The organism is Nocardia sp. CA-119907 (assembly GCF_050955995.1).
Lineage (GTDB): Bacteria > Actinomycetota > Actinomycetes > Mycobacteriales > Mycobacteriaceae > Nocardia.
In genome coordinates this window covers 9,013,353-9,039,131 of record NZ_CP192091.1, presented here as the reverse complement: position 1 = coordinate 9,039,131, position 25,779 = coordinate 9,013,353, and the positions used below count along the sequence as shown (strand labels likewise).

The window sequence follows — 25,779 nt, the reverse complement described above, 5'->3', positions numbered from 1 at the left end:
CGGGGACCTTCGTCGTACGGTCTGCTGTGTGGCGACTCAGGAGGGCAGCAGGCCCTTGTTCGCCTCGTAGAAGTTGACGACCGCCGGGTCGAGTTGAGTGCCCTTGGCGGCGTTGAAGAAGTCGAGGGCTTCCTTCGGGATCTCCACGCCCTGTCCCTGCACAACGGCGACGGCGCGGTCGATCGCATCGAAGACCTGCTGGCTCGGGTCGGCGACGGCCTGCTGCGGGGCGGCCGGGGCCGGGTTCCAGCGCGGGGTGTCGGAGGCAGGGGCGGTGCGCGGGGTGGATCCGCTGCTCAGGCCGAGCGAGGCCGAGCAGGAGGGCCAGGCGCCCCAGCCCTGGCTGGCGAGGACCTTCTCGGCGACCGCGATCTGCTGTTCGCGGCTGGCCTGGTTGGCCGTCGCGGCGTATTCGCCGCCGCCGTGTGCGTTCCAGGTGCTCGGGGAGAACTGCAGTCCACCTTGGAAACCGTTGCCGGTGTTGATGCCCCAGTTGCCGCCGGCCTCGCACTGCGCGAGTCGATCCCAGTCCTGATCGGGTGCCGCGCTGGCATTTCCAGCGAATGCAACACCTGCGGTGCCGATGATCGCGCCGGTGACGGCGACCTTGGCTACGGTGCGCCCGGTGGAGGTTGGCTTGCGATGGCGTCCACTCATTGCGGGTTCGTCTGCCTCTCGTACGCATCTGCAAGTGGTCCGGACTGAGAGGTCGTCCGTCCCGCCCTCACCCCTGCTTCCGTTGGGGTCCGGTACCCGCGGGGCGAGGTTCGATGCGGCGGGCCGGTGGTTGCCGGTTGTCCCGGCTGGGTAAGACCGTACGACGATCCGCGCGAAAAATCACTATTTGGTAACCGGCGGGTCCGCGCGGGTCTCGGACCGGTATCGGTTGCGGCGGTGATGCTTCCGCGCAGCTGAGGCATGGTGCGGCCGGGCCGGTAGCGGGCGGTCTCGGCTCCGTGACCGCTCCGTTATGTGACGAGGATCACACTGATGATTCGGTAACGATTAGCAGGGGTAACCGGTTCACCGCGACCGTCGGCCGGACCACAGCGCGAAGCCGACCGCGCACAGAAAACCGAGCGGCGCCAACATCGCGGTCAGATACAGCCACAGGGCCGGGTCCGAATCGCTGAAAATCGGCGTCAGGAATATGGCGACGATCGCGAGCAATCCGATCGCGAACAGGCCGAGTGCCACATACAGCAACCGATCGCTTGCACGGCGTGGTGAGCGGCTCGGGGGCGGTGGCGCGGGAGGGTTCGTCACTGCTCGACCGTAAAACTGATGTGCTTGCGTTATTCGCACCGGGGTAGACTCGGTGTCTATCGCGTCCTGCATAGCTGTGGGGCGCGTTCTTTTCGCAAACTGACAGGATCCGTTCGCGTTTCATCGGACGGATCCCGGGCAGACGGATGTGCTCGGGCCGATGGGGTCCGAGTTTCGATGATGAACGGGTGAGCGCAGTGCCGACCGGCAGGGTGAAGTGGTACGACGTCGAAAAGGGCTTCGGCTTCCTTTCCCAGGACGAGGGTGAGGACGTCTACGTCCGTTCATCCGCGCTGCCGGATGGAGTGGAGGGCCTCAAGCCCGGTCAGCGCGTCGAATTCGGGATGGCCGCGGGACGCCGTGGGCCGCAGGCGCTGAGCCTCAAGGTGCTCGAATCGCCGCCCTCGGTCCGCCAGGGCCAGGACCGCGATCGCGGGGCGCACAAGGAACCGGCAGCGCGCAAGCACACGCCGGACGAACTGCACGGGATGGTCGAGGACATGATCACCCTGTTGGAGGCCAAGGTGCAGCCGGATCTGCGCAAGGGCAAGTATCCGGATCGCAAGACCGCACAGCGTATTTCGGAAGTGGTGCGGGCGGTCGCGCGCGAACTCGATCACTGACGTTCGCGGATAACGAATTTCGCGCGCTGCCCGGAGCTACGGGCAGCGCGCGAAGCGTTTCAGCGGACTTTGTCGAGCTGCTTTTCGACAGCGACCAGCAAGCAGGCGCTAGGGCGCGGTGCTGATCGACCAGGCCGCGTGCGGGACGTAGAACTCGCGGCCGGTCTCGTCGCGCGCGAGGATCGGCAGCTGCAATTCGACACCGACGAGCCGAAGTTCGGGCTCCGGCTTCGAGTCGATGGTGACGGCGAGCGCGCCCTCGGGAAAGTCGTTGCGGCTCACTACCCGATCCACTTTTTCACCGGAGGGCAGGGCGTAGACCAGTTGGGCCAGCCAGGGCGCGTCGGCGATCTTCTTCGGCAGCGACAGCTGTAGCGGATATCCGGCGGGGACATCGAGTACGACGGTCTCGCCGTACTTGCACTGCTCCAGCTTCACCGTGCAGTACAGGAACGGCTCGACGGTGACGGTTTTGCCGTGGGCATATGCGGTAACGGTCGGATCGGGGTGCGCGGCTCTGCGGACGAGCACCGTCAGCACGCCGACGAAGGCGACAGTGAACACCAATAGAGCCGCCACGGCTAGCGCGACGACGGTGCGGGTACTTGGCTTGTTCACCAGATCGGGTCTCCTGTGCCTCGTTGCATGTGCTTAGTGTCGCCACCGCGCTCCCGGCCGCGTTGCGCGGCTCGGTCGGCGTCGGCGTGTCGGGTTGTCGCGACTTCCTGCTCCGCGTGTTCGGGGCGGTGGCCGCCGAGTCCGGGCAGCAGGGAGTGACCGCGGTCGCTTATGAAGGTCTGTAGCAAGCCGAACAGCAGGATCGCGGAGATGAACGCGAAACCCTGCCAATAGGTGGTCGGCAGCAGCACGCCCGCCGCACCGCCGATGACCCAGCTGAGCTGCAGTACGGTTTCGGACCGGCCGAAGCCGGAGGCGATCGATTCGGGCGGCAGATCGTCCTGGATGGAGGCATCCAGCGATACCTTCGCCAGCGCGCTCGCCGCGGCCGCGACCAGGGTCGCCAACGCGGCGCCGAGCAGGTTGTTCAGGAAGACCGCGAGCAGGGCCACCGCGCAGCAGGCCGCGGTGCAGCCGAGCACGATCAGCGACGGCTTGCCCAGTTTGATCCGGGCGCCGGTCGCGTTGCCGACGAAATTGCCGACGGCCGCGGCGACGCCGACCACGCCGAGCATGGCCGCCTGCTGCCAGCCGCCGTGCTCGGTGGACTTGGCGACGAAGGCCACATAGAAGGTCAGGAAGCCGGTCAGTATGCGGATGGCGCTATTGCCCCACAGCCCGGTGACGACCGCGCGGCCCAGTGGCTGCCTGCGCTTGCGCGGCGGAACCGTGGCTTCGGTCGTCGGATCGAGCACTTCGGTGTTGGCGTGATAGCTCAGGGTCGCCGGGACCTCGCCCTCGGTGACCTCGACCCAGCGCGGGATGCGCAGGCTCAGCCAGGTGCCCGCGATCGCGATCGCGGTGGCGAAGACCAATGCGCCATGCGAACCCGCGATGGCGGCGGCCAGCGCGGCGACCGCGCCCGCCCCGATGGTGCCGCCGACCAGACCGAAGACGGTGAGCCGAGAGTTGGTACGCACCAAATCGATTTCGGGTGGCAGTACGCGGGGCGTCACCGCGCTCTTGAGCACCGAGAACGATTTACTGCCGATCATCATGCACAGCGCGAGCGGGTAGAGCGCCCAGCTGTCGAAGGCCATGATCAGCACCACCGCGACCACCGCGCGCAGGGTGAAGGAGGTTGCCAGTGCCAGTCGGCGGCCGCGCTGCAGACGGTCCAGCATCGGGCCGATGAGCGGGGCGATCACCGCGAACGGGGCGATGGTGATCAACAGGTACAGCGCGACCTTCGTCTTGCTCTCCGCGGTGGCGCTGGCGAAGAACAGCGTATTGGCCAGGGCCACCGCGATCGCGGCGTCGAGCGCGAAATTCGCCATGGTGGCGTAGGTGAGTGCGGTGAGGCCGGATTTGTCGGCGCCATCGGCCTTGGCGGCCCGCTGGAAGGAGGCGACGCCGCGGGAGGTGAGTTCGCGGCCGCGCATCGCGGCGACGCGGGTGACGGTCAGTTTGCGTGGAGTGCGCTGGGGCTCGGCATCGCCGGATGCGGTTTCGGGTTCCGGTTGCGGGGCCGAGGGTTTCGCGGATGCGTCGGGTAGTGGCTTGGTGGCGGGTGTTTCGCGGCGTTGCGACTCGGGTGGCAGCGGCGGTAGTGGTGACCGGCGGGGCGGCGTATGGGGTGGCGGGTAGCGGTCGTAGCCGGGGTGACGCTGGATCGGTGGGGACTCCTCGCCATCCCACGGACCACGGTCGGAACCGGAGGGATCGCGGGGAGTAGTCACGTCCTCAATTCTGTCGTACATCGGCGACTTGGGTTCACTTGCCGCTCCAAGCCGTCCGGAAAGGTGACTCGGCTCGCTCAGTCCGGTACGAATCTGACCTCGAATACCGTCGGCCAGTATTTGCCGGTGATCAGGAAGTGGTCGGTGCCGGGGAGTTGGGCGATGCCGTTGAGCACGTCGGTGCTCGCCCGGACGGTGGCAGGGAGCAGGCCGCTGGCGTCGATGACCGCGAGGACGTCCCCGGTTTCCGGATCGATGCGCAGGATCTCGTCGGTGGGGTAGGAATTGGCGTAGACCGAACCGTCGGCGGCGCAATCGAGTTCGTTCAGTTGCACGTTGTTGTGGTTCGTGAGTGTGACCGTGCCGGTGGGGGCGAAGGTGAGCGGATCGCGGAAGGTGAGGGTGTCGGAGCCGTTGCTCATCACCAGCCTGCCCGCGCGGGTGCACAGACCCCAGCCCTCGCCGTCGTAGGACACTCGGAAACGTTCGGCCAGCGTCGCCGGATCGCGGGCGATCGCCACCCGGTCCTGCCAGGTGAGCTGCCATACGGTGTCGCCCGCCCTGGTGACCCCTTCGCCGAAGTAGGGTGCGGGCAGTTCGACGCTGGCCAGTTCGTCGCCGGTGGTCAGATCGGTGGCGCGCACGCGCGACGCGCCCGGCATGCCGGTGCTCTCGTAGAGCACGGTGCCGTCGACCTCCAGACCCTCGGTAAACGCCTTCGGATCGTGCGTGCGGGTGCCGATCACCTCGATGCGTAGTCGCGGCGTATCGCCGCCTGAGCCGCCGCACCCGGCTATTCCGAGCAGGCTGACCAGGACAACGACGGCCAACGAACGCCGATTGCGCTCCATACGGCAAAATGTAGGCCGTGAGCGCAGTATCTGTTTCGCAGCCCGGCGTGCGGCCGATCCTTGCCGATGCCGTCGACGTGGCCCGCCGTGCGCTCGTGGAGCTGGAACCCACCGGTGTCGGCGCGCATCTCGGCGTCACCGCGGAGGACGAGACCGCCGCGACCCATCGATTCGAGGCCACCCTGTCCGGCTATCGCGGCTGGCAGTGGGCCGTCGTGGTGGCGGCCCCGCCCGGCGCGACCTACGCGACGGTGAGCGAGTCGGCGCTGCTGCCCGGTCCGGACGCGCTGGTCGCACCCGATTTCATCCCGTGGGAGCAGCGGATCCGCCCCGGCGATCTGGCGCCCGGCGATCTGCTCGCCCCGCCCGTCGACGATCCGCGCCTGGTGCCCGGCTATGTCGCCAGCGGCGATCCGGCCGTCGACGAGGTCGCCATGGAGATCGGCCTCGGCCGCACCAAGGTGCTCAGCCGCGAGGGCCGCGAAGAAGCCGCCGAACGCTGGTACGCCGAATTCGGCCCCGAAACCGATATGGCCAAGGCCGCCCCATCCACCTGCGCCCGCTGCGGCTTCTACCTCCCGCTGGCGGGTTCGTTGCGCGCCGCGTTCGGCGTCTGCGGCAATGCCATGGGCGCCGACGGCCGAGTGGTCCACGCCGAATACGGCTGCGGAGCCCATTCCGACGTGGAAGTACCCACCGGCGGCGGTTCACCGCTGTACGAGGCCTACGACGACGCCGCCTTCGATGTCATCCCGGCGGAGGCGCTGCGCGAGCCGGAAAGCGCCGACGCGTCGGCGGAAGCCGCGCTCGCCACTGGCCCTGCCGTTGAAACCGAAGGTGCGCAGACCGCAGCGAGCGACGCTGTGGCCGATTCGGATGCGACTGCTGAGCAGAGCGTCGAGACGGAAGGTGCCGTCGCGCCGAGCGAGTCCGTTGCCGAGGCTGCCACGGACCTGACCGAGTCGGCCTTGGCCGAATCCGGCACTGCGCCTGGTTCGAGTGATGTTGTCGCCGAGTCGAGCGCTGAGGGCGGGTCCGGTGGCGAAGTTACGTCGGGTGATGCTGCGGCGGAGTCGATCGTTGTGGACGAGTCCGGTGTCGACGTCGTGCGAGATGATGCTGCGGCTCAGGCACCCGACGTGCTCGAGCGCGACGTCGAAGCCGTACCTGGCGATGTAGCGGCTGAGTCGCGCAATGCGCTCGCATCCGATGTTGAGAGCGCGCCAGGTGATGCTGCGGTGGAGTCGAATACCGCAGTTGAGCAGAGCTTCACGCAGCCGGTCGGCCAGCAGGTGGTCGAGGCCGGTGAGTCTGCCTCGGATCAAACCGTGTCCACCACGATCGAGCCCGATGAAGCCTCCGTCTCGGCCGATGTTGTTGCCGAACCGAGCATCGGGGCCGAGCCCAGCACCGATATCGCATCGAGCGAGGTTACGACCGAGTCGAATACGGCAGTCGAGCAGGATCTTTCCGCGCCCACCACAACCAGCGCCGAGGCTGTCGTGGATCCGACCACGGCCCCCACGGCCGAGCCGACCACCATCGAGCCGGATGACCGGTCGGCGTCGGGTGATGTTGTCGCAATAGAGCCCTCGGTTGAGCTGGATGACCAGGCAGCGGGCCCTGCGGCGGCCGAGGTGACCTCGGTCGAACCGAGCCCAGTGGCCGCATCCGGTGACGAGGCCGAGTCACGCACTCCGGGCGAGCCCGGCGGCGCTCTGTCGGGTGATGCTGGGCCGAGCACTTCGGTTGAGTCGAATGTCGTTGCGCCAGAGTCGGACACCGTCTCCGATGTTGCACCCACATCTCATGTGGCCGCTGGCGGTGCACCCGAGTCGAACACTGCGATCGCCCCGGCTGCCTCGCCCAGCGATGTCGTCGCCGAGCCGATTGCGGCGGTTGAGCCCGTCGTATCCGACGCGGACGATGAGCCGATCGCCAACGCGGAGTCCGGTCCGTCTGCGGTCAACGATTCTTCGACAGCACCGACCGTCGCCGTCGAACCGAGTTCTCCCGCAGGTGCCGAGGCCGAGTCGAACACTGCGACGGCCGTGAATGCCGCCGCTGGCGGTGCCGCAGCCACGACGAGCGCGGCAGGTGATGCGGCTCCGGTCGAGCGCAGTGCCGAGTTCGTGTCGAAGCCCGGATCAGATGCTGGCGCGACGTCGAGCGATCAGGATGCCGTCGAGTCGGCCGCCGATGCTGCGGTGTCGCAACCGGGATGGGATCTCGGCGCCGTCGGCGGTACCGAGGGCGTTGTCTCGCAGCCGGAATCGGGTGCGGACGAGGGCGTCGGTGAGACGGCCGCGGGTGAGGGCTCGGGGGATGCGGAGTGGCCGGGGTTCGGGTCAGCGCTGCGGGGGTGAGCGGCGGGGCGTTCGATCAGTTCGGTACGGCAGGGCTGCGGGCCGGGGTGCTCGCGGCGTGGCGGGATTCGCCTACTCGGTTGCGGGAGGATGCGGCGACCGAGGCGGATCTGGTGCGGGCCGGTTATCGGGATCGGCTGCTGACCGAGCTGGCGCAGAATGCCGCGGATGCGGCGGCCAAGGCCGGAGTGCCGGGGCGGCTGGTGGTGCGGCTCGTCGATGACGTCGTGCACATCTCGAATACCGGTGCGCCGCTCGATATTTCCGGTGTGCACGCGCTCACGGCGTTGCGCGCCTCCGGGAAAGCCGATCCGGCGACGAGCGTGGGCCGATTCGGCGTCGGCTTCACCGCGGTGCGCACGGTCAGCGATGAGATCGAGGTGCGATCGACCACCGGCTCTCTCCGCTTCTCCCGTGACCTCACCTGGAAGGCCCTGCGCGACAACGCGATCACCGTCCCGGATCCGGCCGACACCTTCACCCCGCCCGTGCTGCGCTTGGCCTGGCCGATCGAAGCCGTCCCAGCGCCGGGCGCGGATACCGAGATCGTGCTGACCCTGCGCCCGGACGTCGATCCGCAAAGCCTCCTTGCCGCCATGCGCGCCGAAGCCGCCGACCTCCTCCTGGAACTCCCAGCCCTGCGGTACATCCGTATCGGCGACGACGAGCTGACCAGTACCGTCACCGATCTGCACAATCCACACCAGCCCGAGCACAGCGGCCTCGGCAGCCATCCGGTACCCGGGATCCGGACGGTGCGCATCGACGGGCCCGCAGCGGAACGGCGGACTTGGTGGGAGTTCCGTACGGCCCGGGCGCGCTGGCTGCTGCCGGTGCGCGATGGCAGGCCGGTGCCCGCCGCGCCCGATGTGCTGCGCGCACCCACCCGATCCGATGAGGAGCTGTCGCTACCGGCCCTCCTGATCGCCGATATTCCCATGCAGCCGGACCGTCGACGGGTGCTGCCCGGTGCGCGCCTCGCCGAATTGGCCGAGGGCTATGCCGATTTCGCCCGCGCACTCCCGCCCCGCGATCGCCTAGTCCTGGTCCCCGTCCCGGGGTTCGCCCGCAGCGAGGTCGATGGCCTGCTGCGCGAGGCCCTGGTCCGCGAACTCCAGACCCACTCCTGGCTCCCGGTCGTAACCGCCCGCCGGAACTACGTCGACGGGCCCCTCACCGGCTCCGACGCGGCGGAATCGGAAGGCTGGGCATTTCCGGATGACGCACCCACTGCCACCGTCGGCAGTCCACTCACCTCATCGCCAACGGACATCGCAGCGGCGCAGGACATTACGGCGCCTGATGAGCGCACTGCGGTCAGCATCGGTAAGGACACTGGCCAGCTCGACGCCGAGTCCGAGGACTTGGCCATGAGCGCTCCGGTCGTCGCGGAATCGTCTGATGGCCCGGGAGTGACCGCGGTCCCGACGCGCGCGAGCGTATTTACCGGTCTCAGTCGGGAATTGGCCGAATTGCTCGACGATGTGGTCGGGCCGTTGGTGATTCCCGAACTGTCGGGGCGGGCGCATACCGAGGCACTGGGCGTGCTGGATGCGCACCGGATCGGATTGGCTCGGCTGGCGGAGCTTTCGGGTGGCCTGGAGCGGTCGCCGAAGTGGTGGCAGTCGTTGTATGCGGCGTTGGAGCCGTATGTTGTCGATCCTTTGGCGGCCGAGGAGTTGGGTGCGCTCGCGGTACCGCTGGCCGACGGGCGGCTGGTAACCGGCCCGCGCACAGTCGTTTTGGATGACCAGCTCGAGGTCGCGATACCGGTGCACTGGGCCCGGCTGGTGCATCCGGAGGCGGTCCACCCGCTACTCGCGCGGCTCGGTGCGCGTTCGGCCACCGCCGAGGATCTGCTGACCGATCCCGGTTTGCGCGCCGAGTTGGACGATCAGCCGGACGATCCGGACACCGTCGATGCCGTACTGCGATTGGCCGCGCACGCCGATCCCTCGGCGCTCCCGTCCTGGCTCGGCAAGCTCGAATTACCGGACAGCACCGGGGAATTGCTGCCCGCCGACGAATTGCTGCTCCCCGATGCCCCATTGCGCGCATTGCTGGTGGCCGATTCGCCGTTCGGCACCGTCGCGGCGGACCTGGTGGACCGCTATGGCGCGGATGCGCTGCGAGCGGTGGGCGTCGGATGGGATTTCAGCATTGTCGTCGAGTCCGATCCCACCGGTCCGGACCATCACCTGGACGACGAGGAGCGCTGGTGGACGGGCCTGCCGGAGGACCCGCCGGAGCTGGCCGCCGTCCGCGACCTGGACCTGGTGGCCGAGTCGTGCTGGCCAGCCGCATTGCGGCAGTTGGCATCCGCCCCGCGCACCCACCGGCTGCTCACCGATCCCGAGGGGTATACGGCTTGGTGGCTGCGCAGCCACGCACGCATAGACGGCACCCTGCTCGGGCTGCTCCGCCATCCCGCGGATACCGAATTCGCCGGTCTGCTCCCCGCATTCGAACTCTCCGGCCTGGATTCCGCTGCCATGCGCGCGGTCCTGGCGAATCCGAATGCGATCACCCATGAACTGGCCGCCGCCCTACTCGACGCCCTCGCGGATCCGGCGAAAACCCCCACGCCCGAGGTGGTTTCCCGAACCCACGCCCGCCTGGCCGCCGCTGTGGCCGCGGACCAGCTGGACCTGACCGACCTCGAGCTGCCCGACCGGGTACGCGCCCTGTCCGCGGCGGTCGTCGATCCCGACGACGTCTGGGTGCTCGACCAGCCCTGGTTCGGCCTCGCCCTACCCCCGGACCGCCTGGTAGCAGGCGATATCGCCACCGCATCCGCGCTCGCGACCCTACTCGACCTGCCGCTGGTCTCCGAGTCGATCACCGCCGAGGTGACCAGTGCGGGCCGCCGCACCACATGGTCCGCCGAACCACTGGGAATCGTGCTGCGCCAACTGTTCACGCTGCCCGAGGAAGGCGATCTGGTGCTGCACGACAACCTCCGGATCCGCCTGCACGGCGCATTGGACGCCACGGTCGCCGTCCCCTGGTGGCACGATGGCACCACCACCCACATCCAAACCCCGTACCCCTCAGCCTGATGCCGACTACCCCCGTCCCAGGGGAGAACCGACCTACACCGCGTAGCCGGCGACCATCTCGCTGAGCAGATCCAGCTGCCCGCGCACCTTTTCGCTGTCGTTGTCCACCAGCCAGCGCAGCACGACCCCATCGATCACATTGAGCGTGAAGCGGCTCAGCGTCTGCACCGGTACCGACCAACGGCAACCGGTCGCATCGCGCGCGTGGTCGAGGATGTCGGCGACGGTGGTGTCGTTGAATGCGTACTGTTCGCGTGCGATGGCGAGTTTCGCCGGGGTCGATTCCCCTTCGCGTAGCGCATATGTGGTGGTTTCGTAGGTGAGTAGTTGTCGTTCCGGTGTTGCTTCAATGTTGAGCCACATCAGTTCGAGTCCGGCACGCACCAATTTTTGAAGCGCTTCTTTTCCACTTCCGACGTCTTGCCAAACTGTTTCATTGGCGTCAACGGAATCGCGTAATTCCATCGACAACGCTTTGACCAGCTCGGTCATCAGCGCGTCCTTGTTTTCGAAACAGTAATGCACCACACCGAGCGAAACACCGGCTGCCTGAGCGACATCGCGCGTGGTCACGCCCGCGACGCCCTTTTTCTCGGCAAGGCCGATGGCTGCCTCGATAAGGTGGGCCCGTCGTTCTTCGACGCTCAATCGGGAGGACACCTCAGCGAGTTAAGTCTCCAACTTCGCCGCAGTCAATTCGCAGGGCCGAAAATCTCGACTGGACGAGCGTCCAGTTGTGTGGTTCGCTTCACCATGGACCGAAGGGAGACGCGAATGCCGGTGTCACGCAGAACGGTACTGGCCCGAACCGCGGCGGGTTCGGCCGCGCTCGCGACAGCCGTCACCGTGCCGGGAATGACGGCGGCACTCGGCACGCAGGCCGCGGCGGTCCCCGCTGCGGATGGCTATCTCATCGGACTCGGACTTTCCGACATCACCGGTCCCGCCGCCGAATGCGGAATGATGGGCTACTCGCAGTTCGAGCAGCAGACCGCGGGCATTCATCTGCGCCCGCGCGCCCGCGCATTCATCATCGGCAGCGGTGCGCGCCGTATCGTGTTCGCGGTCGCGGAGAACGGCATGATTTTCCAGTCCGTACACCGCGGCGTCATGCTCGAACTCGCCCGCCGCTTCGGTGATCTCTACACCGAGCAGAACGTCCTGCTCACCTCGACGCATTCGCATGCGACCTGTGGTGGCTCCAGCAACGATTACGCGTACAACCTGTCCATCCTCGGATTTCAGCAGCAGGTCTACGACGCCGAGGTCAACGGCATTGTGGAGGCGATCGCCGCCGCACATGCCGATCTCGGACCGGGCACACTCACGCTCGGCCGCGCCGAACTGCACGATGCCAGCGTCAATCGATCGCGAGTTGCCTTCGAGCGCAACCCGGATGCGGATAAACAGCACTTCCCGAATGCCATCGACCCGGCGGTCACCGCGCTGTCATTCGTCAAGGACGGCAAACAGGTCGGCGCCATCACCTGGTTCGCCACCCACAACACTTCTATGACCAACCAGAACCGGTTGATCAGCGCGGATAACAAGGGCTACGCCTCGTTCTCCTATGAGCACACCGAGCACGGCGTCCGATATCTGGACGGCCCAGCCGATTTCGTGGCGGCCTTCGCGCAGACCAATGCGGGGGATATGTCCCCGAACCTGAATCTGCGACCCGGCTCCGGCCCGACCGAGGACGAGTTCGACAACACCCGCATCATCGGCGAGCGGCAATATCTGGCCTCGAAATCCGCATCGGCGGGGGCACAGTCGATCAGCGGTCCGGTCGATTCGATGCTCTGCTATATCGACCTGGCCGATACCGCCGTCGACGGCAGGTTCACCCCGGACGGTCACCCGCGCCACACCGCAACCGCCGCCGCGGGCGTCTCGCTCATCGCGGGCAGCGTCGAGGACGGTCCCGGTCTACCCGGCCTCCCGATCCCCGAGGGCGTGCGCAACCCGTTCATCGATGCCCTCGGCGATCCGCGCCAGCCCGTACCGTCCTGGCTCGCGGATGCCCAGGCGCCCAAGGCGATCGTGGCGCCGTTGGGGTTGCTGCCCCCGGTGCCGTGGGTGCCGAATGTGGTGCCCATTCAGATCGTTCGGATCGGTGATCTCTATTTGGCCTGCGGCGGTGGCGAATTCACCATCGTCTCCGGACTGCGCATCCGCCGCGCCGTGGCCGCCGCGCTCGGTGTTGGGCTGGAGCAGGTGCTCATGCAGGGGTATGCGAACGCCTACCACGAATATGTCACCACCCCGGAGGAGTACGACTCCCAGCAGTACGAGGGTGGCTCGACCCTGTTCGGCCGCTACACATTGCCCGCCTACCAGCAGGAATTCACCCGGCTGGCAACGGCTTTCGCCGCCCGTCAGCAGGTGCCGCGCGGTCCCGCACCCCGCGATGTATCCAACCTGCAGCCGAACTTCCAGCCCGCGCCGGGCCCGGATGCCACACTCCCGGGCCGCGGTTTCGGTGATGTCCTGACCCAACCCGCCGCCGCCTACCCGCCCGGCACCCAGGCTGCCGCCGAATTCGTCTCCGCCCATCCGAAACACAACAACCGCCGCAATGGCACCTTCCTGGAAGTGCAGCGCCGCAACGCATCCGGCGATTGGGAGCGGGTCGCCAACGAGGGCGAATGGGCGGTGCGCTTCTACTGGAGCAAACGCGGCACCGCCGCATCCGTTGCCCGGTTCACCTGGGACATCCCCGCCGACGCCGCCTCTGGCCGCTATCGCATGCGGCACTTCGCCGACAGCCTGGGCGCCGACGGCGTGCTGCGGCCCTTCATCGGCACCACCGATGAGTTCGACGTGGGCTGACGCGCGAGCACGCGCGGCTCATAGCCCGGTCTGTGCGCCCTTGTCCCCGCGTCGGGCTCCACGGCGCTGGATAGCGAAGATCGTGTAACCGAGCAACCCCACCGCCAGACCCATCAGACACACCGGACGCGCCGATTCCCAGCGGTCGCTGGTCCACACCACGATGGTGGCGATCAGCCAGAGGATGCTGCCGACCGCAAGGACCGGCCGTGGATCGGTGAAGCGCGGCGGTATCTGCGGGACATTCTGGGTCACAGTCCTAGCGTAGCTGCGGGAACAGGCGTCCACCGGCCAGCGTGTCCCGTATCGTTCTGCTCTGTGACAACGCCATCGGATGTTCGAGCTCTCGCTGGTGAGCTGTCGCTCGCGGTGGTGCGCTTGACGCGACATCTGCGAGGACGGCGCGCCGACGCGCAGATTTCGCTGACCCAGCTCTCCGCACTTGCCACCCTGCATCGGGAAGGTGCGATGACGCCGGGCGCCCTGGCGGCCAAGGAACGCGTGCAGCCGCCGTCGATGACGCGCGTGATCGCTTCGCTGACCGATTTGGAACTGGTTGAGCGCAAACCGCACCCGACCGACGGCCGTCAGATCATCGTTTCGCTCTCGGATGCGGGCCGCGCCTTGATCGCCGATGAGACCAGTGCCCGCGAGGCCTGGATGACCGAACAGCTGTCCACCCTGACCGACGATCAGCTGGTCGTGCTGACCCGCGCCGTCGGCATCATGAAGCAGCTGGTCGACGACTCGGAGTAAGCCGAGTGTCCCGACCGCGTCGGCGCGGGGTCATCAGCGAGTTACGTACCCACCGCGGCTGTACTGCGCCCCGAACGGCTGATCGCTCGCGACGATCTCGCGCCCGAGCGGGAACAGCGAGATCGGGATGAGCTTGAGGTTTGCCCAGCCGAAGGGGATGCCGATGATCGAGATGAACAGCGGGATGCTGGTGAGCAGGTGCCCGAGCGCCAGCCACCAACCGGCCACCAGGAACCAGATGATATTGCCGATCATCGACCCCACACCTGCGGAAGGCTTTTCGACCGTGGTCCGCCCGAACGGCCACAGCACATAGGCCGCGATCCGGAACGACGCGATCCCCCACGGAATGGTGATGATCAGGACACAGCAGATGATGCCCGCCAGGATGTAGCCGAGCGCCATCCAGAACCCGACGAATACGAGCCACAGGATATTGAGCACCAGCTGAATCGGCTTCATAAATCCAGCATGCCAGCCCACCGCATATCCGGACATCACTCCGGAGTACGAGGTGAGCTCAGGGACAACCCCGATCCACAGCACCGGCCCAGCTCAGCGGAACCGACCCGATTCAGCGGAATCAGCCCGGTTCGGCGGAGCCAGCCCGGTTCGACGGAATCAGCCCGATTCAGCGGAGCCAGCCCGGTTCGGCGGAGCCAGCCCGGTTCGACGGAGCCAGTCCGGTTCGACGGAGCCAGTCCGGTTCGACGGAATCAGCCCGGTTCGGCGGAATCAGCCGCGTTCAGCGGAATCAGCCGGGCTAAACGGAACCGGCCCGGTTCGGCGGAATCAGCCGGGCTAAACGGAACCGGCCCGGTTCGGCGGAATCAGCCGGGCTAAACGGAACCGGCCCGGTTCGGCGGAATCAGCCGGGCTAAACGGAACCGGCCCTGTTCAGCGGAATCAGCCGGGCTAAACGGAATCAGCCCGGGTTCGACGGAATCAGCCGGGTTCAGCGGAACCGACCCGTCTCAGCGGAACCCACCCGCTCAACAAAACCAGCCTGGCTCAGCTGAACCAACCCGGCTCAGCTGAACCAGTGCGGCTCAGCGGAAACAGCGCGGCTCAGTGGAAACAGCGCGGCTCAGTGGAAACAGACCCAGCTCAACAGGACCAGCCGGACCGACCCGGTTCGGCGGAATCAGCCGGCCCAACAGAATCAGCTGGGTTCAACGGAACCAGCCGGGTTCAGCGGAACCGACCCGTTCAGCGGAACCGACCCAGCTCAGCGGAACCAACCGGACTCAGAAGAACCAGCCCAGCTCAGAAGAACCAACCCAGCACTGCGTCCCGCTCCGCGCCGAACGCCTCGTCGAGTGCGCGCAGCTGGCCGGCATCCTTGGCCTGCAGCCGGTTGGCACCAGCGAAGACCCGCACCGGATATGCGCCGAGGTACATGCTGGCGAGCACGTCGATGCCGAGTTCGAAATCGGGGGTCCGGCTGGTCGGCACGCATTCGGCGACGCCGTCGCGCACCGTGAGTTCGAAGCTGCCGCCCGCATTCCGGAACGGGTCCTGTACCGCGAGTACGACATTCAGATCGCGCAGATACGAACGTGCCGTCAACGCGGCGGGAACGTCCATGAGCCGCAACCACAATCCGTCATAGCGTGCCTGCGTGCGCACCAGCCGGAGATCGGTGAGCAGATGCGGGAGCGGATCGTTATCGGTGAGCGCCGCCTCGATGTGGCTGCACAGCTCCAACCCGAATAGCGCCCGCCACAACGCGATATGCGCCTCCGGAGTCACCGCGCGCATCTCCTCGACGACCGCGGTCATGCTGCGGTCGCGACGGTTGTACCGATACAGCACGTACCCGTCCGGGTGCAGGAATGCGAAAAGTTCGCTGCTGCCATTGCGGAAGGCGGGCGAATCGGCGAGGTCCATTTTCCAGCGGGCCTCGGGACGCCGCTGCGCGCCGGGCACCAGGCGACGCCACCGGTCGTAGATCGCGCGGATCGGCTCGCCCGCATCGGTCATCGTGCTGAGCACCACGCCGCCCGGATCGGGGGCCGACGGTAGGAACTCGACGAACCGCCGATCGATCGAGACCGCGTTCTCGCGAATCGTCGGGCCGTAGCCGAACCGGCCGTAGATGGCGCCCTGACTCGCGGTGAAAATGGTCAGCGCGAGCCCGGCCGCTTCGGTGCGTCGATGCTGTTCGGTATAGATGGCCCGCAGAATCCCGCGCCGCCGGTGCATCGGCGCGACACCGACCCCGGCGATGCCACAGACCTCGACCGTGCGCTCGCCGGGCACCGTCAGTGTCATCCGGGTGGACCTGGCATGTCCGACGACGCGACCGTCGTCGACGGCGACGATCGCCTCCTCGGTCGGAAAGACCTGCGCCCGCAGCTGCGCGTACTCCGGTTCACTACGCACGCCGAACGAAGTATCGCCGAGCAACGCAATGGCCGCCACATCCTCCTCGGTGGCCGACCGAATCGTAATGCCCGGTATCAGCGTCATCCCTCGACCATCCCACGCCGCCCCACCCGCCCGCACTCGAATTACCGCGCCACCAAAGCTGCACCGTGGTTTCCCGCAGAGGTTCCGAACGCCCCGCAGACCGACATGCCGCACGACTCGCCGACAGTTGGACCCGAACCTCTGCGGCACCAGGCGTTGGGCGGTGGTCGGCACCGGTGTTGGGTGGGGTGGTGGTGCCCGGCAGGATGTAGCGGTGGCTGAAGTGATCGATATTGATGATCCTGCTGATCCGCGGGTCGATGACTTTCGCGACTTGAAGTCCGCGGATCGGCGGCCCGATCTGCCGGGACGCAAGGGGTTGGTGATCGCGGAGGGGGTGGTGGTCGTGCAGCGGATGCTGGATTCGCGGTTTCGGCCGAACGCGCTGCTCGGCGTGGAGAAGCGGCGCGCCGAACTCGCGGCGGATCTGGCGGGCATCGATGTGCCGTACTACCGGACGACCGCCGAGGTGATGGCGGAGGTGGTCGGGTTCCATCTCAATCGCGGTGTACTCGCGGTGGCGCGCCGACCCGCGGAGTTGAGTGTGGACGAGGTCATCGAGCGGGCCAGGACGGTGGCGGTGCTGGAGGGGGTGAACGATCACGAGAACCTCGGCTCGATGTTCCGGAATGCGGCGGGACTCGGCGTCGAGGCCATCCTGTTCGGAGACCGGTGCGCCGATCCGCTGTACCGGCGGGCGGTGCGGGTGTCGATGGGACATGTGCTGCGAGTGCCGTTCGCGCAGCTGCCGCAATGGCCGGGCGGGTTGGATATGTTGCGGAACAAGGGATTCCAGCTCATCGCGCTCACCCCGAACCGGGCGGCGGTGAACCTGGCCACGGCGATGACGGGGGAGCGGGTGGCATTGCTGCTCGGTGCGGAGGGGCCCGGTTTGACCGAGGAGGCCATGCGAGCCACCGATATTCGGGCGCGCATTCCGATGTCGCCGGGTACCGATTCGCTCAATGTGGCGACCGCGGCCGCCATGGCGTTCTATGAACGGGTGAGGACGTCATGAGGGGGGATCCCGTGAGCGAGCGTCAGCGGGTGAACCATAAGCACCGCGCGCCGTGGCGCACGACGGAGCCGAGCGCCGGCGAGGCGCCCTCGTGAGCTATTTCCCCAATGGGGCGTACCGCCCCTACCAGCCCTACCAGGATCCGACCCCGTGGGCCGCCGGGCTCACCGTCGCGACCATGGTGGCTTTGCTGACGGCCGTCGCGGTATACGCCTTCGGCTCGGCACTGGCACAGGTGCATCCGATCCTCGCGATCCTGGTCAACCTGGTCGCCGTCGGCGGCGCCGCGCCCACCGCTTGGCGCTGGCGGCAGGCGCCGGTGACCCGCTGGGTCATCGGCGGCGGTGCGGTCGGTGTTCTGCTCGGCTGGCTGGTCCTGATCATCGGCGGACTGTCGGGCTAGACCTCAGCAGACGCGATCCTTGCCGCGCAGCCAGTCGAGCAGGCCGCGTCGGGGTCTCGAATCGCCGTTGTGCTGCGCGTCGGATGGCATCAGGTCGGCTGGACCGGGTGCCTGCCCCTTCGGATAGAGGGTGAAGCCGCAGACCGCGATATCGCCCGGTGTCAGCGCGCCGTCGGCGGCGGGGGAGCGGTAGTGGAAGCCGAGCCACTCGTTGTTGGCGGCGTCGGCGAAATCGGGCGGATCGAAAGGGAGCGTCTGCGGGTCCGGCAGTTCCCCGGCCTGCCAGCGCACCGGATGATCACCCGCCCAATACGAGCGTTCCCACACCAGTGGCAGGCCGTCGTCTTCCAGGATGTTCACCCGTGTCGAACTGAACGAGCGCCGGAATTCACCACGCTCCCAATGTGCGAACGCGCCCCAGCCATGGTGGGCGTCGAACGAGACCAGATAGGTGTGCTCCGAGGCGAGCGGGCGGACCAGCAATTCCGGCAGTGCCGTCGGATGCGCCCGTGCCGCCTGCGCCGAGCAGACCACGGTGACCCCGGGATAGCAGCCGATGTACACCTCGTCGGCATCCGGACCCGCGCAACCGCCGAGCGTGCCGACCATGATGGGTAGGACGTCGCGGTCCTCGTGCAACTGTTTCGCCAGTGCCAGCGCGGCTTCCGGATCCGGATCGTGGTTCGCGCGGAGTACCGCCAACGGATCCTGTGCGTCGACGTACCAGAGAGACGAAGCCTTGAACAGCATTTCCGGCACCTCCCGATGGTTGCACCAAACAGCTCCGCTAACTTCGAGCAACCCACGGCGTCCTCGCGTGACTTCGCACTACCGTGACCCGCCCGACGTCGACAAACCAAGTCGACGACACACGAAAAATCTACCCGTTCTCCCGCTTCGGCGATGGACCTTCCGCCTCCGAACACGCCAGCGGGCCTCAGAAATTCGCAGCAAACAGTTAGCTGGCGATCAGGCAATCAAGATCGAGCAGTGCTCGTGGTGGGGTTCTCTGAATCGATGCCGCGACGAGTCCCACCTGATCTCGAGCGCCGCGCGAGTTGGGGGCTGAGTGTTGCCGGCCCGGACCCGGACCTGAAACCCGGTCCGGGGTAACTCGACTCAGTGCCCCGAGCTGCGGACCCCGAGCAACACGTCTTCCCACGACGGCATGGGCGCCTTGCCCCGCTTGTTGCGCGCCGCCTTCGCGGGCGCGGCCTTGGTCTTCGGTGCTTCCTCCGCGGCAGGCTTCGCCGAGGCGGCGGGCTTGGCCGGAGCAGTGGGCGCGGATGGGGCGGTGCCCACACCGGATGCCGGGGCGGTCGGTGCGGCACCGGCGGCCGGGGTGGTGCTCGTCCCCGCGGCGGCGGCAGCGGAACCACCCGCGGCCGGAATGGCATTCGTGGTCGCGGCGGCCGGAATCGCGGCAGCCGCACCGCCGGCGCTGACCGGCGTGCCGCTACCACCGGCCGCGACGGAACGCTGCTCGTAGTAGTCGTCCAGGGTCGGCTGACTGCGTGCCGCCGTCCGTGCCGGTGCCGCCGCGGTCTCGCGCGCCGGACGCGCCTCGGTCGGGCGGGTCTCCACGGGCCGAGTCTCTACCGACGGTTCGGGCGCGACGGGCGCTTCGATTTCGGACTGCGGCGGGAGGATGGTCGCGAGCCCGCGTAGGGCGCGGCCGAAGTCGGGATCGATGAGGTCCGAGGCCGGATCATCGAGCGGGGAGACCGAGCCGCCGTGCGCGTCGGGCTGGTAGCGCCAATGCGCGGCGATTTCGGAACGGCCGTTCTGCCACTGCAATTGGGCGACCCAGAAGCCCTTCTCGTCCTTCCAGGCATCCCATTCGGCGTTCTCCAGGGTGTGCCCGCGTTCGGTGAAGGCGGCGGTGACGATGTCGATCAGGGTTTCCACGGCCGGACCGTCGGCGCGCACCGGATGGGCCTTCTGCGCTAGTTCAGCGGCGCGGGCCCGTTCCAGCAGCACGGGATAGGCGAACCGTTCGACCCGGCTCAGCGGCATCCCGGATTCCTCGGTGACCTGTTCTACGGATGCCCCGGCGCGGATACGAGCTTGAATATCGCGGGGACGCATAGTTGCTTCCATCTCGATCTCAATCTGGCCGAATCGGGCAAGGTCTCCGCGTGCTGCGGCTCGAAGCTTGTCGTCAGCGGGCAGCCGGTACTTGTTGCCGGTCTCGGTGTCGATGCACACAATGTGCGTGGAGTCGGGCGTCACCCCGATCACTCGAAGTTCACGCACCGTTACCTCCTTATCGCGTCGGCTCGCGACACCGCCCACTTTCCGAAACAGTAGTGCACTACTGATGATCTCGAGGCGGGACACGCGGGGCGGAAATCTGCGAAAGAGCTTCCGCGCCCCGCTAGTCTGCTCTGATCGATTCGCCGCACCCTAATGCGCGGCGTGTCGAAAGTGGGCGTGTCGCAGTGGCCGAGCTGATTTACCCCAGTTTCTCGACGACCCAGTCGATGCTACGCGTCAGCTGCGAGACATCCTCGGGGTCGATTGCCGGGAACATGCCGACGCGCAGTTGGTTGCGGCCGAGCTTGCGGTAGGGCTCGGTGTCCACGATTCCATTGGCGCGCAGCACCTTCGCCACCGCGGCCGCATCGACCGAATCGGCGAAGTCGATGGTGCCGACCACCTGCGAGCGGTGCGCCGGATCCGCGACGTACGGCGTGGCGTAGGAACTCGACTCGGCCCAGGAGTACAGCCGCGACGAGGAATCCAGCGTCCGCTTGACGGCCCAGTCCAGCCCGCCATTGCCATTGAGCCATTCGATCTGGTCGGCGAAAAGCAGCAGCGTGCCCAATGCCGGGGTGTTGTAGGTCTGGTCCTTGGTGCTGTTGTCGATCGCGATCGGCAGCGAAAGGAATTCGGGGGTCCAGCGGCCCGAGGCCTTGATCTCCTCGACCCGGGCCAGTGCGGCCGGGCTCATCAGCGCGACCCAGAGGCCGCCGTCGGAGGCGAAGCACTTCTGCGGTGCGAAGTAGTAGACGTCGGCGTCGGTGATGTTCACCGGCAGACCGCCCGCGCCGGAGGTGGCGTCGATGGCGATCAGCGCGTTCTCCGAACCCGCCGGGCGCTGCACCGGGATCGAGACGCCGGTGGAGGTTTCGTTGTGCGCCCAGCCGATCAGGTCGGCCGAGGGATCGGCGACCGGCTCGGGCGCACTGCCCGGCTCGGCGGAGACCACGATCGGATCGCCGATGAACGGGTTGCCCTTGGCCACCGCGGCGAACTTCGAGCTGAACTCACCGTTGGTCAGGTGCAGCGAGCGCTCGCGGATCAGGCCGAATGCGGCGGCATCCCAGAACGCCGTGGTGCCACCGTTGCCGAGCACCACCTCGTAGCCGTCGGGCAGGGTGAACAGTTCGCGCAGGCCCTTGCGCACGCGGGCGACCACGTCCTTGACCGGCTTCTGCCGGTGGCTGGTTCCGAATACCGAGGCGCCGACGGAGACCAGAGACTGCAACTGCTCCGGGCGCACCTTGGAGGGGCCACAGCCGAACCGTCCGTCGGCGGGCTTGAGATCGTCGGGAATGGTCGGGAACTCAGCGGTCATGGCCAACAGGGTAGACGGTGGTATTGCTGTGACTCTGACCACACTCCAGCTAACGTTGACGCCCATGAACCTGGCGTCGGTTGGTACGGGGTGGCTACTGCGCAGTCGGGGGTCACGGAACTTCGGGCTCCGTGCTGGTGCTCTAACGGATGGGCAGCGGCGCGAGTTGCTGATGCGCGGCGTCGCGGGGTCGGCGACGATCCTCGGCGTGCGGCCCCGGCGCAGCGAACCAGGACACGTTTTCTGGGTCCGCGTGCAGGTGGAAGGCGCGCTGCCGTACGAAACCCGGGTCCGGCAGCGGATGCGCCCCGAAGACCTGGAGTGGATGCAGCCCGGGGATGTGATCAGCTGCCGGGTCGATCCGGGCGACCGCGACCGGCTGGTGCTCTATGTGCCCGATATCGAGGAGACCAGCCGGGCCAGCATTGCCAAGATCCTCGCCGGCGGCCGCCGCGCCGATGCCACCGTACTGGCCGCCGCGCCGGTGGCGGCCGATTACACCGGTCGCGACGATCCGGTGCTGCGCCTGGACCTGGAACTGCGCGCCTGGGATGAGGAGAAGCCGTGGCGCGTGCGCCTGATCCAGCCGGTCCCGCTGGCCGCCATCGGTCTCGTCGATCTGGGCCAGCACCTCGAGGTCGCCTTCTTCACCGTCGACCGCGGCGAATCCGTCGCGGTCGACTGGCTCGCCTCCCTCGGCGAGGACTAGCGCTGCATGGGCGGCTCGGTGCACGTGCGGAGCCGCCCGTCGAGCACTAGCTGTTCGCCTTCACCCGGGCCAGGGCGTGGCCGGTGAGTGCGATCAGGGCGGTTTTGGCGGACTCCCGGTCTCTGGCGTCGATCATCATGACCGGGACGTCGTCGGAGAGCGACAGCGCGTCGCGAATGGCCTCTTCGGGAAATTTCGGGGCGCCCTCGAATTCGTTCACCGCGACCAGGAACGGTAGACCGAGTTCCTCGAAATAGTCGACCGCGGCGAAGCTTTCGTCCACGCGACGGGTATCGACCAGCAGGATCGCGCCGATCGCGCCGAGGCTGAGGTCGTCCCACATGAACCAGAACCGATGCTGGCCGGGGGTGCCGAACAGGTAGAGCACCAGATCGTCGGACAGGGTGATCCGGCCGAAGTCCATGGCCACCGTGGTGGTCTGCTTATCCGGGACCGCGGAGGTGTCGTCGATCTCGGAGGCGAGATCGGTCATCAGCGCCTCGGTCTTCAGCGGCACGATATCCGATACCGCGCCCACCAGGGTCGTCTTGCCGACGCCCATTTCTCCGGCTATCACGATCTTCGCCGAGACAGCGCGGGACGCGGCGGGGGCTTCTTGCTCAGGTGCGGTCATCGAACATCCTCGGCTGCAAAGGGTTTCAACTTACCAGTGGCTCTTCCGTCACGTACCCCCCGCTGATAGCTGTTCAATCCTGCGCGGATCGATTCCGGATTCCGTCGTGGGCCCTCCGCCGAATCCGTTGTCCCCGCCCCCGATTCGGCCCCGCCGGGCACCAACTGATTCCCAGGGTCTCGTTTCGGTAGTCCGGAGGTCGTCCTTTCGGTGATCTGCGCATCCGCCGCCCGCTGGGCGGCGGACCAGCCTTCATCCGCCGCCGAATGCCAATTCGTCAAGACCGGTAACTCCCCTGTAGTCGGATCCGCCAACCACTTCGACATCATCCCGGCGAATATCGGCGTCGATTCACCACCGGTATCTTGCGCCGACTCCCCGTTGGATGTGGGTCGGATGGACTCTGCCGCATCCCCATTCGCCCCGGATGGTGTGGATTCGGTAGGCGCGGTCTGGAAGAACGACGATGTCTTGACCACGCGCTCCTGGGGCCCGGTCGGTGGACCCGAATCGGGCACGCTCGCGGATGACGGCGTAGGGGCGGGCGGTGTCGCGCTGGCCGGTGTCGATGTGGTCGCTGCGGCCGCGCCAGACGTCTTGGCGGCAGCAGCGGATGCGCCCGCTTTGCGACGCCCCTTGCGATTGACACCCGGAACCCGTTTCGGCAGGCCATAACTGGTGATCACCGGCGGTGCGGCAGGTGCGTCGGCCGCGGGCTCCGCCGGCTTGGGCAGCGCCGCCGGCGGCGCGCCGATCCGCCGGGCCGCGGGTGTGGCCTTGGCCGCGGGGGCGATCGCCTTCGCTGGCGTAATGGCCTCGACCGCGGGTGTGGCCTTGGCGGCCGACTCGGCCGTGGCCGCCGCCGCGGTGCTCAGCGCATCACGATGTATCGGAATCACCGGCTTCAGATTCGCCGGATCATCCGGATCCTGAGACGGCACGTCGATGAGCGCGGGCGGAATGTGCAGGCTCGCGGTGATGCCCGGACTCAGCGCGCGATCGTGGCTGCGCCGGAGTCGAACCGTGATGCCGTGCCGCTCGGCGAGTTTGCCGACCACGAACATGCCCATCTGCCGGGTCGTCGCGACAGTGGCCGCGGCCGGTGCCGCCAACCGCTCGTTGATCTCGTTCAGTTCGGTCGGCGTGATGCCGATGCCCTCGTCGATGACCTCGATCAGCAGGCCGCCCTCGGAGGTCCGGCTGTAGGAGAACGTGACATCGCTATCGGGCGGTGAGGCCCGCAGCGCGTTCTCCAGCATCTCGGCGATCAGGTGCACCACATCGGTGGCCGCGATGCCAGCGACCCAACCATCGGGTGTGGCACCGGATTTGACCCGCTGATAGTCCTCGACCTCGGAGACCGCGGCGCGCAGGATATCGCGCACCTCGACCGGTCCGGACCGATCGTGGCGCGACCGCGTCCCGGCCAGCACCAGCAGGTTGGCGCTATTGCGCCGCATGCGTGCGGCCAGGTGGTCGAGCCGGAACAACTGGCCGAGCCGTTCGGGATCCTTCTCCTCGAATTCCAGCGCCTCGATCATGCTGAGCTGGCGATCCACCAGCGTCTGGCTGCGCCGCGCCATGGTCTCGAACATGTCGTTGACCTGATCGCGCAGCAGTTGCTGCTGGGCGGCGAGTTTGAGCGCCTGCGCGTGCAAACCATCAACGGTGCGGGCGATTTCGCCGATCTCCTCACCGGTGTGCACCGGCACCGGTTTGACCGTGATGTCCTCGAGCTGGGCGCCGAGCATGATCCGCTCGACCTCGCTCGGCAGATCCTGTTCGGCGAGTTCGGTCGCGCCCGCCCGCAGCCTGCGCAGCGGCTGCAGCAGCGAGTGCGCGACCAGCAGCGCCAAACCGAGCGCCGCGATCACCGTGACGAGCACCACCAGTGAGGCCTGTAGGGCCGCCGACTGGGCCGCCGTCACCTTATTGTCGACATCGCCGATGACGCTCTGCACGATCTGGCGGGTGAGCCCGGTGTAGATATCGCGGGATTCGATGGCGAGCCGCCGCAATTCGACCAGGTCCACGATGTGGGTGTGGATCCCCGTCTCGATCATGTCCTTGAGCACGGCGTTGTTGGGGCGCACCACCCGATCGAGGTCGGCCTTGGCCGCGGGCATGGCCTGCTCGATCGCATCGGTGGTGGCCAGGAATCGGCCCTGCGCGGTGTGGAAACCCTCGGCCTGGGTCGGCTGCTGGATTGCCTGCATCGCCGCCATCAGCCAGTTGAAGCCTTCGACCTTGCCGACGAGCACATCGGAGAGCTGTGCCTTCGCCACCACGACCGAGCCGACGCGGATCGGGGTGAGCAACTTGTCCACGGTGCCGATCGCGTCGACGACGATCGCGTTGTTCAATTCGACGGCCTTGACCGGATCGCCGCCGCCCTTACCGCCCGAGCGGATGACCTCGCTGGTCGTGGTCATCTGCTTCAGCGCCCTGGCGACGGACGCATCGAGGCCGTCGCGTTTGGCGCGCAGGGTGGCTTCGGTAATAGCCGTTGACAATTCGACCAGGTCCTGGTCGGTAGTGGTGCCGTAAATCTGCCCGGCCGCGACGGTCGAGGCGGCGGATTCGAGTGCGGTGATCGCCGGAATATCGGAGATCCGATCGGCGGCATCGGCGTATTGGGAGTAGTCGTTGAAGAAGACCGTCAAGCGCAGGCCGCCGAGCAGAATGGCCGCGGCCAGCGGAAGCGCAACGGCCGCGCCGACTTTCCAGCGCACCCGCCATTGCTCCAGGTGCCGCCACCGAGTGTGCGCGAATATTCCCTGCGCCACCCTACCTACCGCCTTCCGCTCGGATCGGCCCGATCAGGTCACCTCGCGCTCGGCGAAATGCCCAGTG

At 67.4% G+C, this 25,779-nt stretch carries 22 protein-coding genes; 8 read left to right on the top strand and 14 right to left on the bottom strand.

Annotated features, from left to right (window positions below):
- Window positions 1-36 precede the first annotated feature (36 nt).
- Window positions 37-657, bottom strand: a complete 621-nt coding sequence (locus tag ACQP2D_RS40500) for a transglycosylase family protein (RefSeq protein ID WP_433681170.1) — start codon at window positions 655-657, stop codon at window positions 37-39.
- Between the two features lie 366 nt (window positions 658-1,023).
- On the bottom strand, window positions 1,024-1,266 hold the full coding sequence (locus tag ACQP2D_RS40495) for a hypothetical protein (protein ID WP_433681169.1): 243 nt from the start codon (window positions 1,264-1,266) through the stop codon (window positions 1,024-1,026).
- Window positions 1,267-1,463: 197 nt separating this feature from the next.
- On the opposite strand from ACQP2D_RS40495, the gene ACQP2D_RS40490 reads away from it, so the two are divergent.
- The gene (locus ACQP2D_RS40490; protein WP_433685912.1) at window positions 1,464-1,889 is read left to right on the top strand and encodes a cold-shock protein; all 426 of its coding nucleotides are present in this window, start codon (window positions 1,464-1,466) and stop codon (window positions 1,887-1,889) included.
- Between the two features lie 108 nt (window positions 1,890-1,997).
- On the opposite strand, the gene ACQP2D_RS40485 is transcribed toward ACQP2D_RS40490, so the two are convergent.
- From ACQP2D_RS40485 to ACQP2D_RS40475, 3 genes are all read right to left on the bottom strand, one after another.
- Window positions 1,998-2,507, bottom strand: coding sequence for a DUF2771 domain-containing protein (locus ACQP2D_RS40485; protein WP_433681168.1), 510 nt, complete (start codon window positions 2,505-2,507; stop codon window positions 1,998-2,000).
- Complete coding sequence (locus tag ACQP2D_RS40480; RefSeq protein WP_433681167.1) at window positions 2,504-4,246, bottom strand: MFS transporter; 1,743 nt, start codon at window positions 4,244-4,246, stop codon at window positions 2,504-2,506. The genes ACQP2D_RS40485 and ACQP2D_RS40480 overlap by 4 nt, the downstream gene beginning before the upstream one ends.
- A gap of 77 nt (window positions 4,247-4,323) precedes the next feature.
- Window positions 4,324-5,097 (bottom strand): glutaminyl-peptide cyclotransferase, encoded by a 774-nt coding sequence (locus ACQP2D_RS40475; RefSeq protein ID WP_433681166.1) that lies wholly within the window; start codon window positions 5,095-5,097, stop codon window positions 4,324-4,326.
- Window positions 5,098-5,114: 17 nt separating this feature from the next.
- On the opposite strand from ACQP2D_RS40475, the gene ACQP2D_RS40470 reads away from it, so the two are divergent.
- Complete coding sequence (locus tag ACQP2D_RS40470) at window positions 5,115-7,463, top strand: DUF3027 domain-containing protein (protein ID WP_433681165.1); 2,349 nt, start codon at window positions 5,115-5,117, stop codon at window positions 7,461-7,463.
- Between the two features lie 47 nt (window positions 7,464-7,510).
- Window positions 7,511-10,522, top strand: coding sequence for a sacsin N-terminal ATP-binding-like domain-containing protein (locus tag ACQP2D_RS40465; RefSeq protein WP_433685911.1), 3,012 nt, complete (start codon window positions 7,511-7,513; stop codon window positions 10,520-10,522).
- A 33-nt stretch (window positions 10,523-10,555) separates the two neighbouring features.
- Here the strand turns inward: ACQP2D_RS40465 and ACQP2D_RS40460 are convergent, their stop codons facing one another.
- Window positions 10,556-11,170, bottom strand: a complete 615-nt coding sequence (locus tag ACQP2D_RS40460; RefSeq protein WP_433681164.1) for a TetR/AcrR family transcriptional regulator — start codon at window positions 11,168-11,170, stop codon at window positions 10,556-10,558.
- A 126-nt stretch (window positions 11,171-11,296) separates the two neighbouring features.
- On the opposite strand from ACQP2D_RS40460, the gene ACQP2D_RS40455 reads away from it, so the two are divergent.
- Entirely contained in the window at window positions 11,297-13,354 is a 2,058-nt protein-coding gene (locus ACQP2D_RS40455; RefSeq protein WP_433681163.1) for a neutral/alkaline ceramidase, read from the top strand.
- An 18-nt stretch (window positions 13,355-13,372) separates the two neighbouring features.
- Here the strand turns inward: ACQP2D_RS40455 and ACQP2D_RS40450 are convergent, their stop codons facing one another.
- Window positions 13,373-13,609: a DUF2530 domain-containing protein gene (locus tag ACQP2D_RS40450; protein WP_354960656.1), complete on the bottom strand. Its 237-nt coding sequence runs from the start codon at window positions 13,607-13,609 to the stop codon at window positions 13,373-13,375.
- A 63-nt stretch (window positions 13,610-13,672) separates the two neighbouring features.
- Between ACQP2D_RS40450 and ACQP2D_RS40445 the strand changes: the two genes are divergently transcribed.
- Window positions 13,673-14,110, top strand: a complete 438-nt coding sequence (locus ACQP2D_RS40445; RefSeq protein ID WP_433681162.1) for a MarR family winged helix-turn-helix transcriptional regulator — start codon at window positions 13,673-13,675, stop codon at window positions 14,108-14,110.
- Window positions 14,111-14,143: 33 nt separating this feature from the next.
- Here ACQP2D_RS40445 and ACQP2D_RS40440 read toward each other — a convergent pair whose 3' ends face one another.
- A complete protein-coding gene (locus tag ACQP2D_RS40440) occupies window positions 14,144-14,572 on the bottom strand; it encodes a YccF domain-containing protein (protein ID WP_433681161.1) in 429 nt (142 codons plus the stop codon).
- Window positions 14,573-15,376: 804 nt separating this feature from the next.
- Window positions 15,377-16,582, bottom strand: a complete 1,206-nt coding sequence (locus tag ACQP2D_RS40435) for a GNAT family N-acetyltransferase (RefSeq protein WP_433681160.1) — start codon at window positions 16,580-16,582, stop codon at window positions 15,377-15,379.
- A 214-nt stretch (window positions 16,583-16,796) separates the two neighbouring features.
- Between ACQP2D_RS40435 and ACQP2D_RS40430 the strand changes: the two genes are divergently transcribed.
- Both ACQP2D_RS40430 and ACQP2D_RS40425 read left to right on the top strand, forming a co-directional pair.
- Window positions 16,797-17,600, top strand: coding sequence for a TrmH family RNA methyltransferase (locus ACQP2D_RS40430; RefSeq protein ID WP_433681159.1), 804 nt, complete (start codon window positions 16,797-16,799; stop codon window positions 17,598-17,600).
- A 91-nt stretch (window positions 17,601-17,691) separates the two neighbouring features.
- Window positions 17,692-18,003 carry a DUF2537 domain-containing protein gene (locus ACQP2D_RS40425; RefSeq protein WP_433681158.1) on the top strand — a complete coding sequence of 104 codons (312 nt, stop codon included), beginning with the start codon at window positions 17,692-17,694 and terminating at the stop codon, window positions 18,001-18,003.
- A gap of 3 nt (window positions 18,004-18,006) precedes the next feature.
- Here ACQP2D_RS40425 and ACQP2D_RS40420 read toward each other — a convergent pair whose 3' ends face one another.
- The 3 genes from ACQP2D_RS40420 to serC all read right to left on the bottom strand — a co-directional run bounded on the left by ACQP2D_RS40420 (window position 18,007) and on the right by serC (window position 21,583).
- On the bottom strand, window positions 18,007-18,753 hold the full coding sequence (locus ACQP2D_RS40420) for a DUF6928 family protein (protein WP_433681157.1): 747 nt from the start codon (window positions 18,751-18,753) through the stop codon (window positions 18,007-18,009).
- A gap of 369 nt (window positions 18,754-19,122) precedes the next feature.
- On the bottom strand, window positions 19,123-20,259 hold the full coding sequence (gene sepH, locus ACQP2D_RS40415; protein ID WP_433681156.1) for a septation protein SepH: 1,137 nt from the start codon (window positions 20,257-20,259) through the stop codon (window positions 19,123-19,125).
- A gap of 199 nt (window positions 20,260-20,458) precedes the next feature.
- A complete protein-coding gene (serC, locus tag ACQP2D_RS40410; RefSeq protein WP_433681155.1) occupies window positions 20,459-21,583 on the bottom strand; it encodes a phosphoserine transaminase in 1,125 nt (374 codons plus the stop codon).
- Window positions 21,584-21,647: 64 nt separating this feature from the next.
- Between serC and ACQP2D_RS40405 the strand changes: the two genes are divergently transcribed.
- Window positions 21,648-22,292: a hypothetical protein gene (locus tag ACQP2D_RS40405; protein WP_433681154.1), complete on the top strand. Its 645-nt coding sequence runs from the start codon at window positions 21,648-21,650 to the stop codon at window positions 22,290-22,292.
- 46 nt (window positions 22,293-22,338) lie between these two features.
- Here ACQP2D_RS40405 and ACQP2D_RS40400 read toward each other — a convergent pair whose 3' ends face one another.
- Complete coding sequence (locus ACQP2D_RS40400; RefSeq protein WP_433681153.1) at window positions 22,339-22,926, bottom strand: GTP-binding protein; 588 nt, start codon at window positions 22,924-22,926, stop codon at window positions 22,339-22,341.
- A complete protein-coding gene (locus ACQP2D_RS40395) occupies window positions 22,923-25,712 on the bottom strand; it encodes a sensor histidine kinase (RefSeq protein WP_433681152.1) in 2,790 nt (929 codons plus the stop codon). The genes ACQP2D_RS40400 and ACQP2D_RS40395 overlap by 4 nt, the downstream gene beginning before the upstream one ends.
- Between the last annotated feature and the right edge of the window lie 67 nt (window positions 25,713-25,779).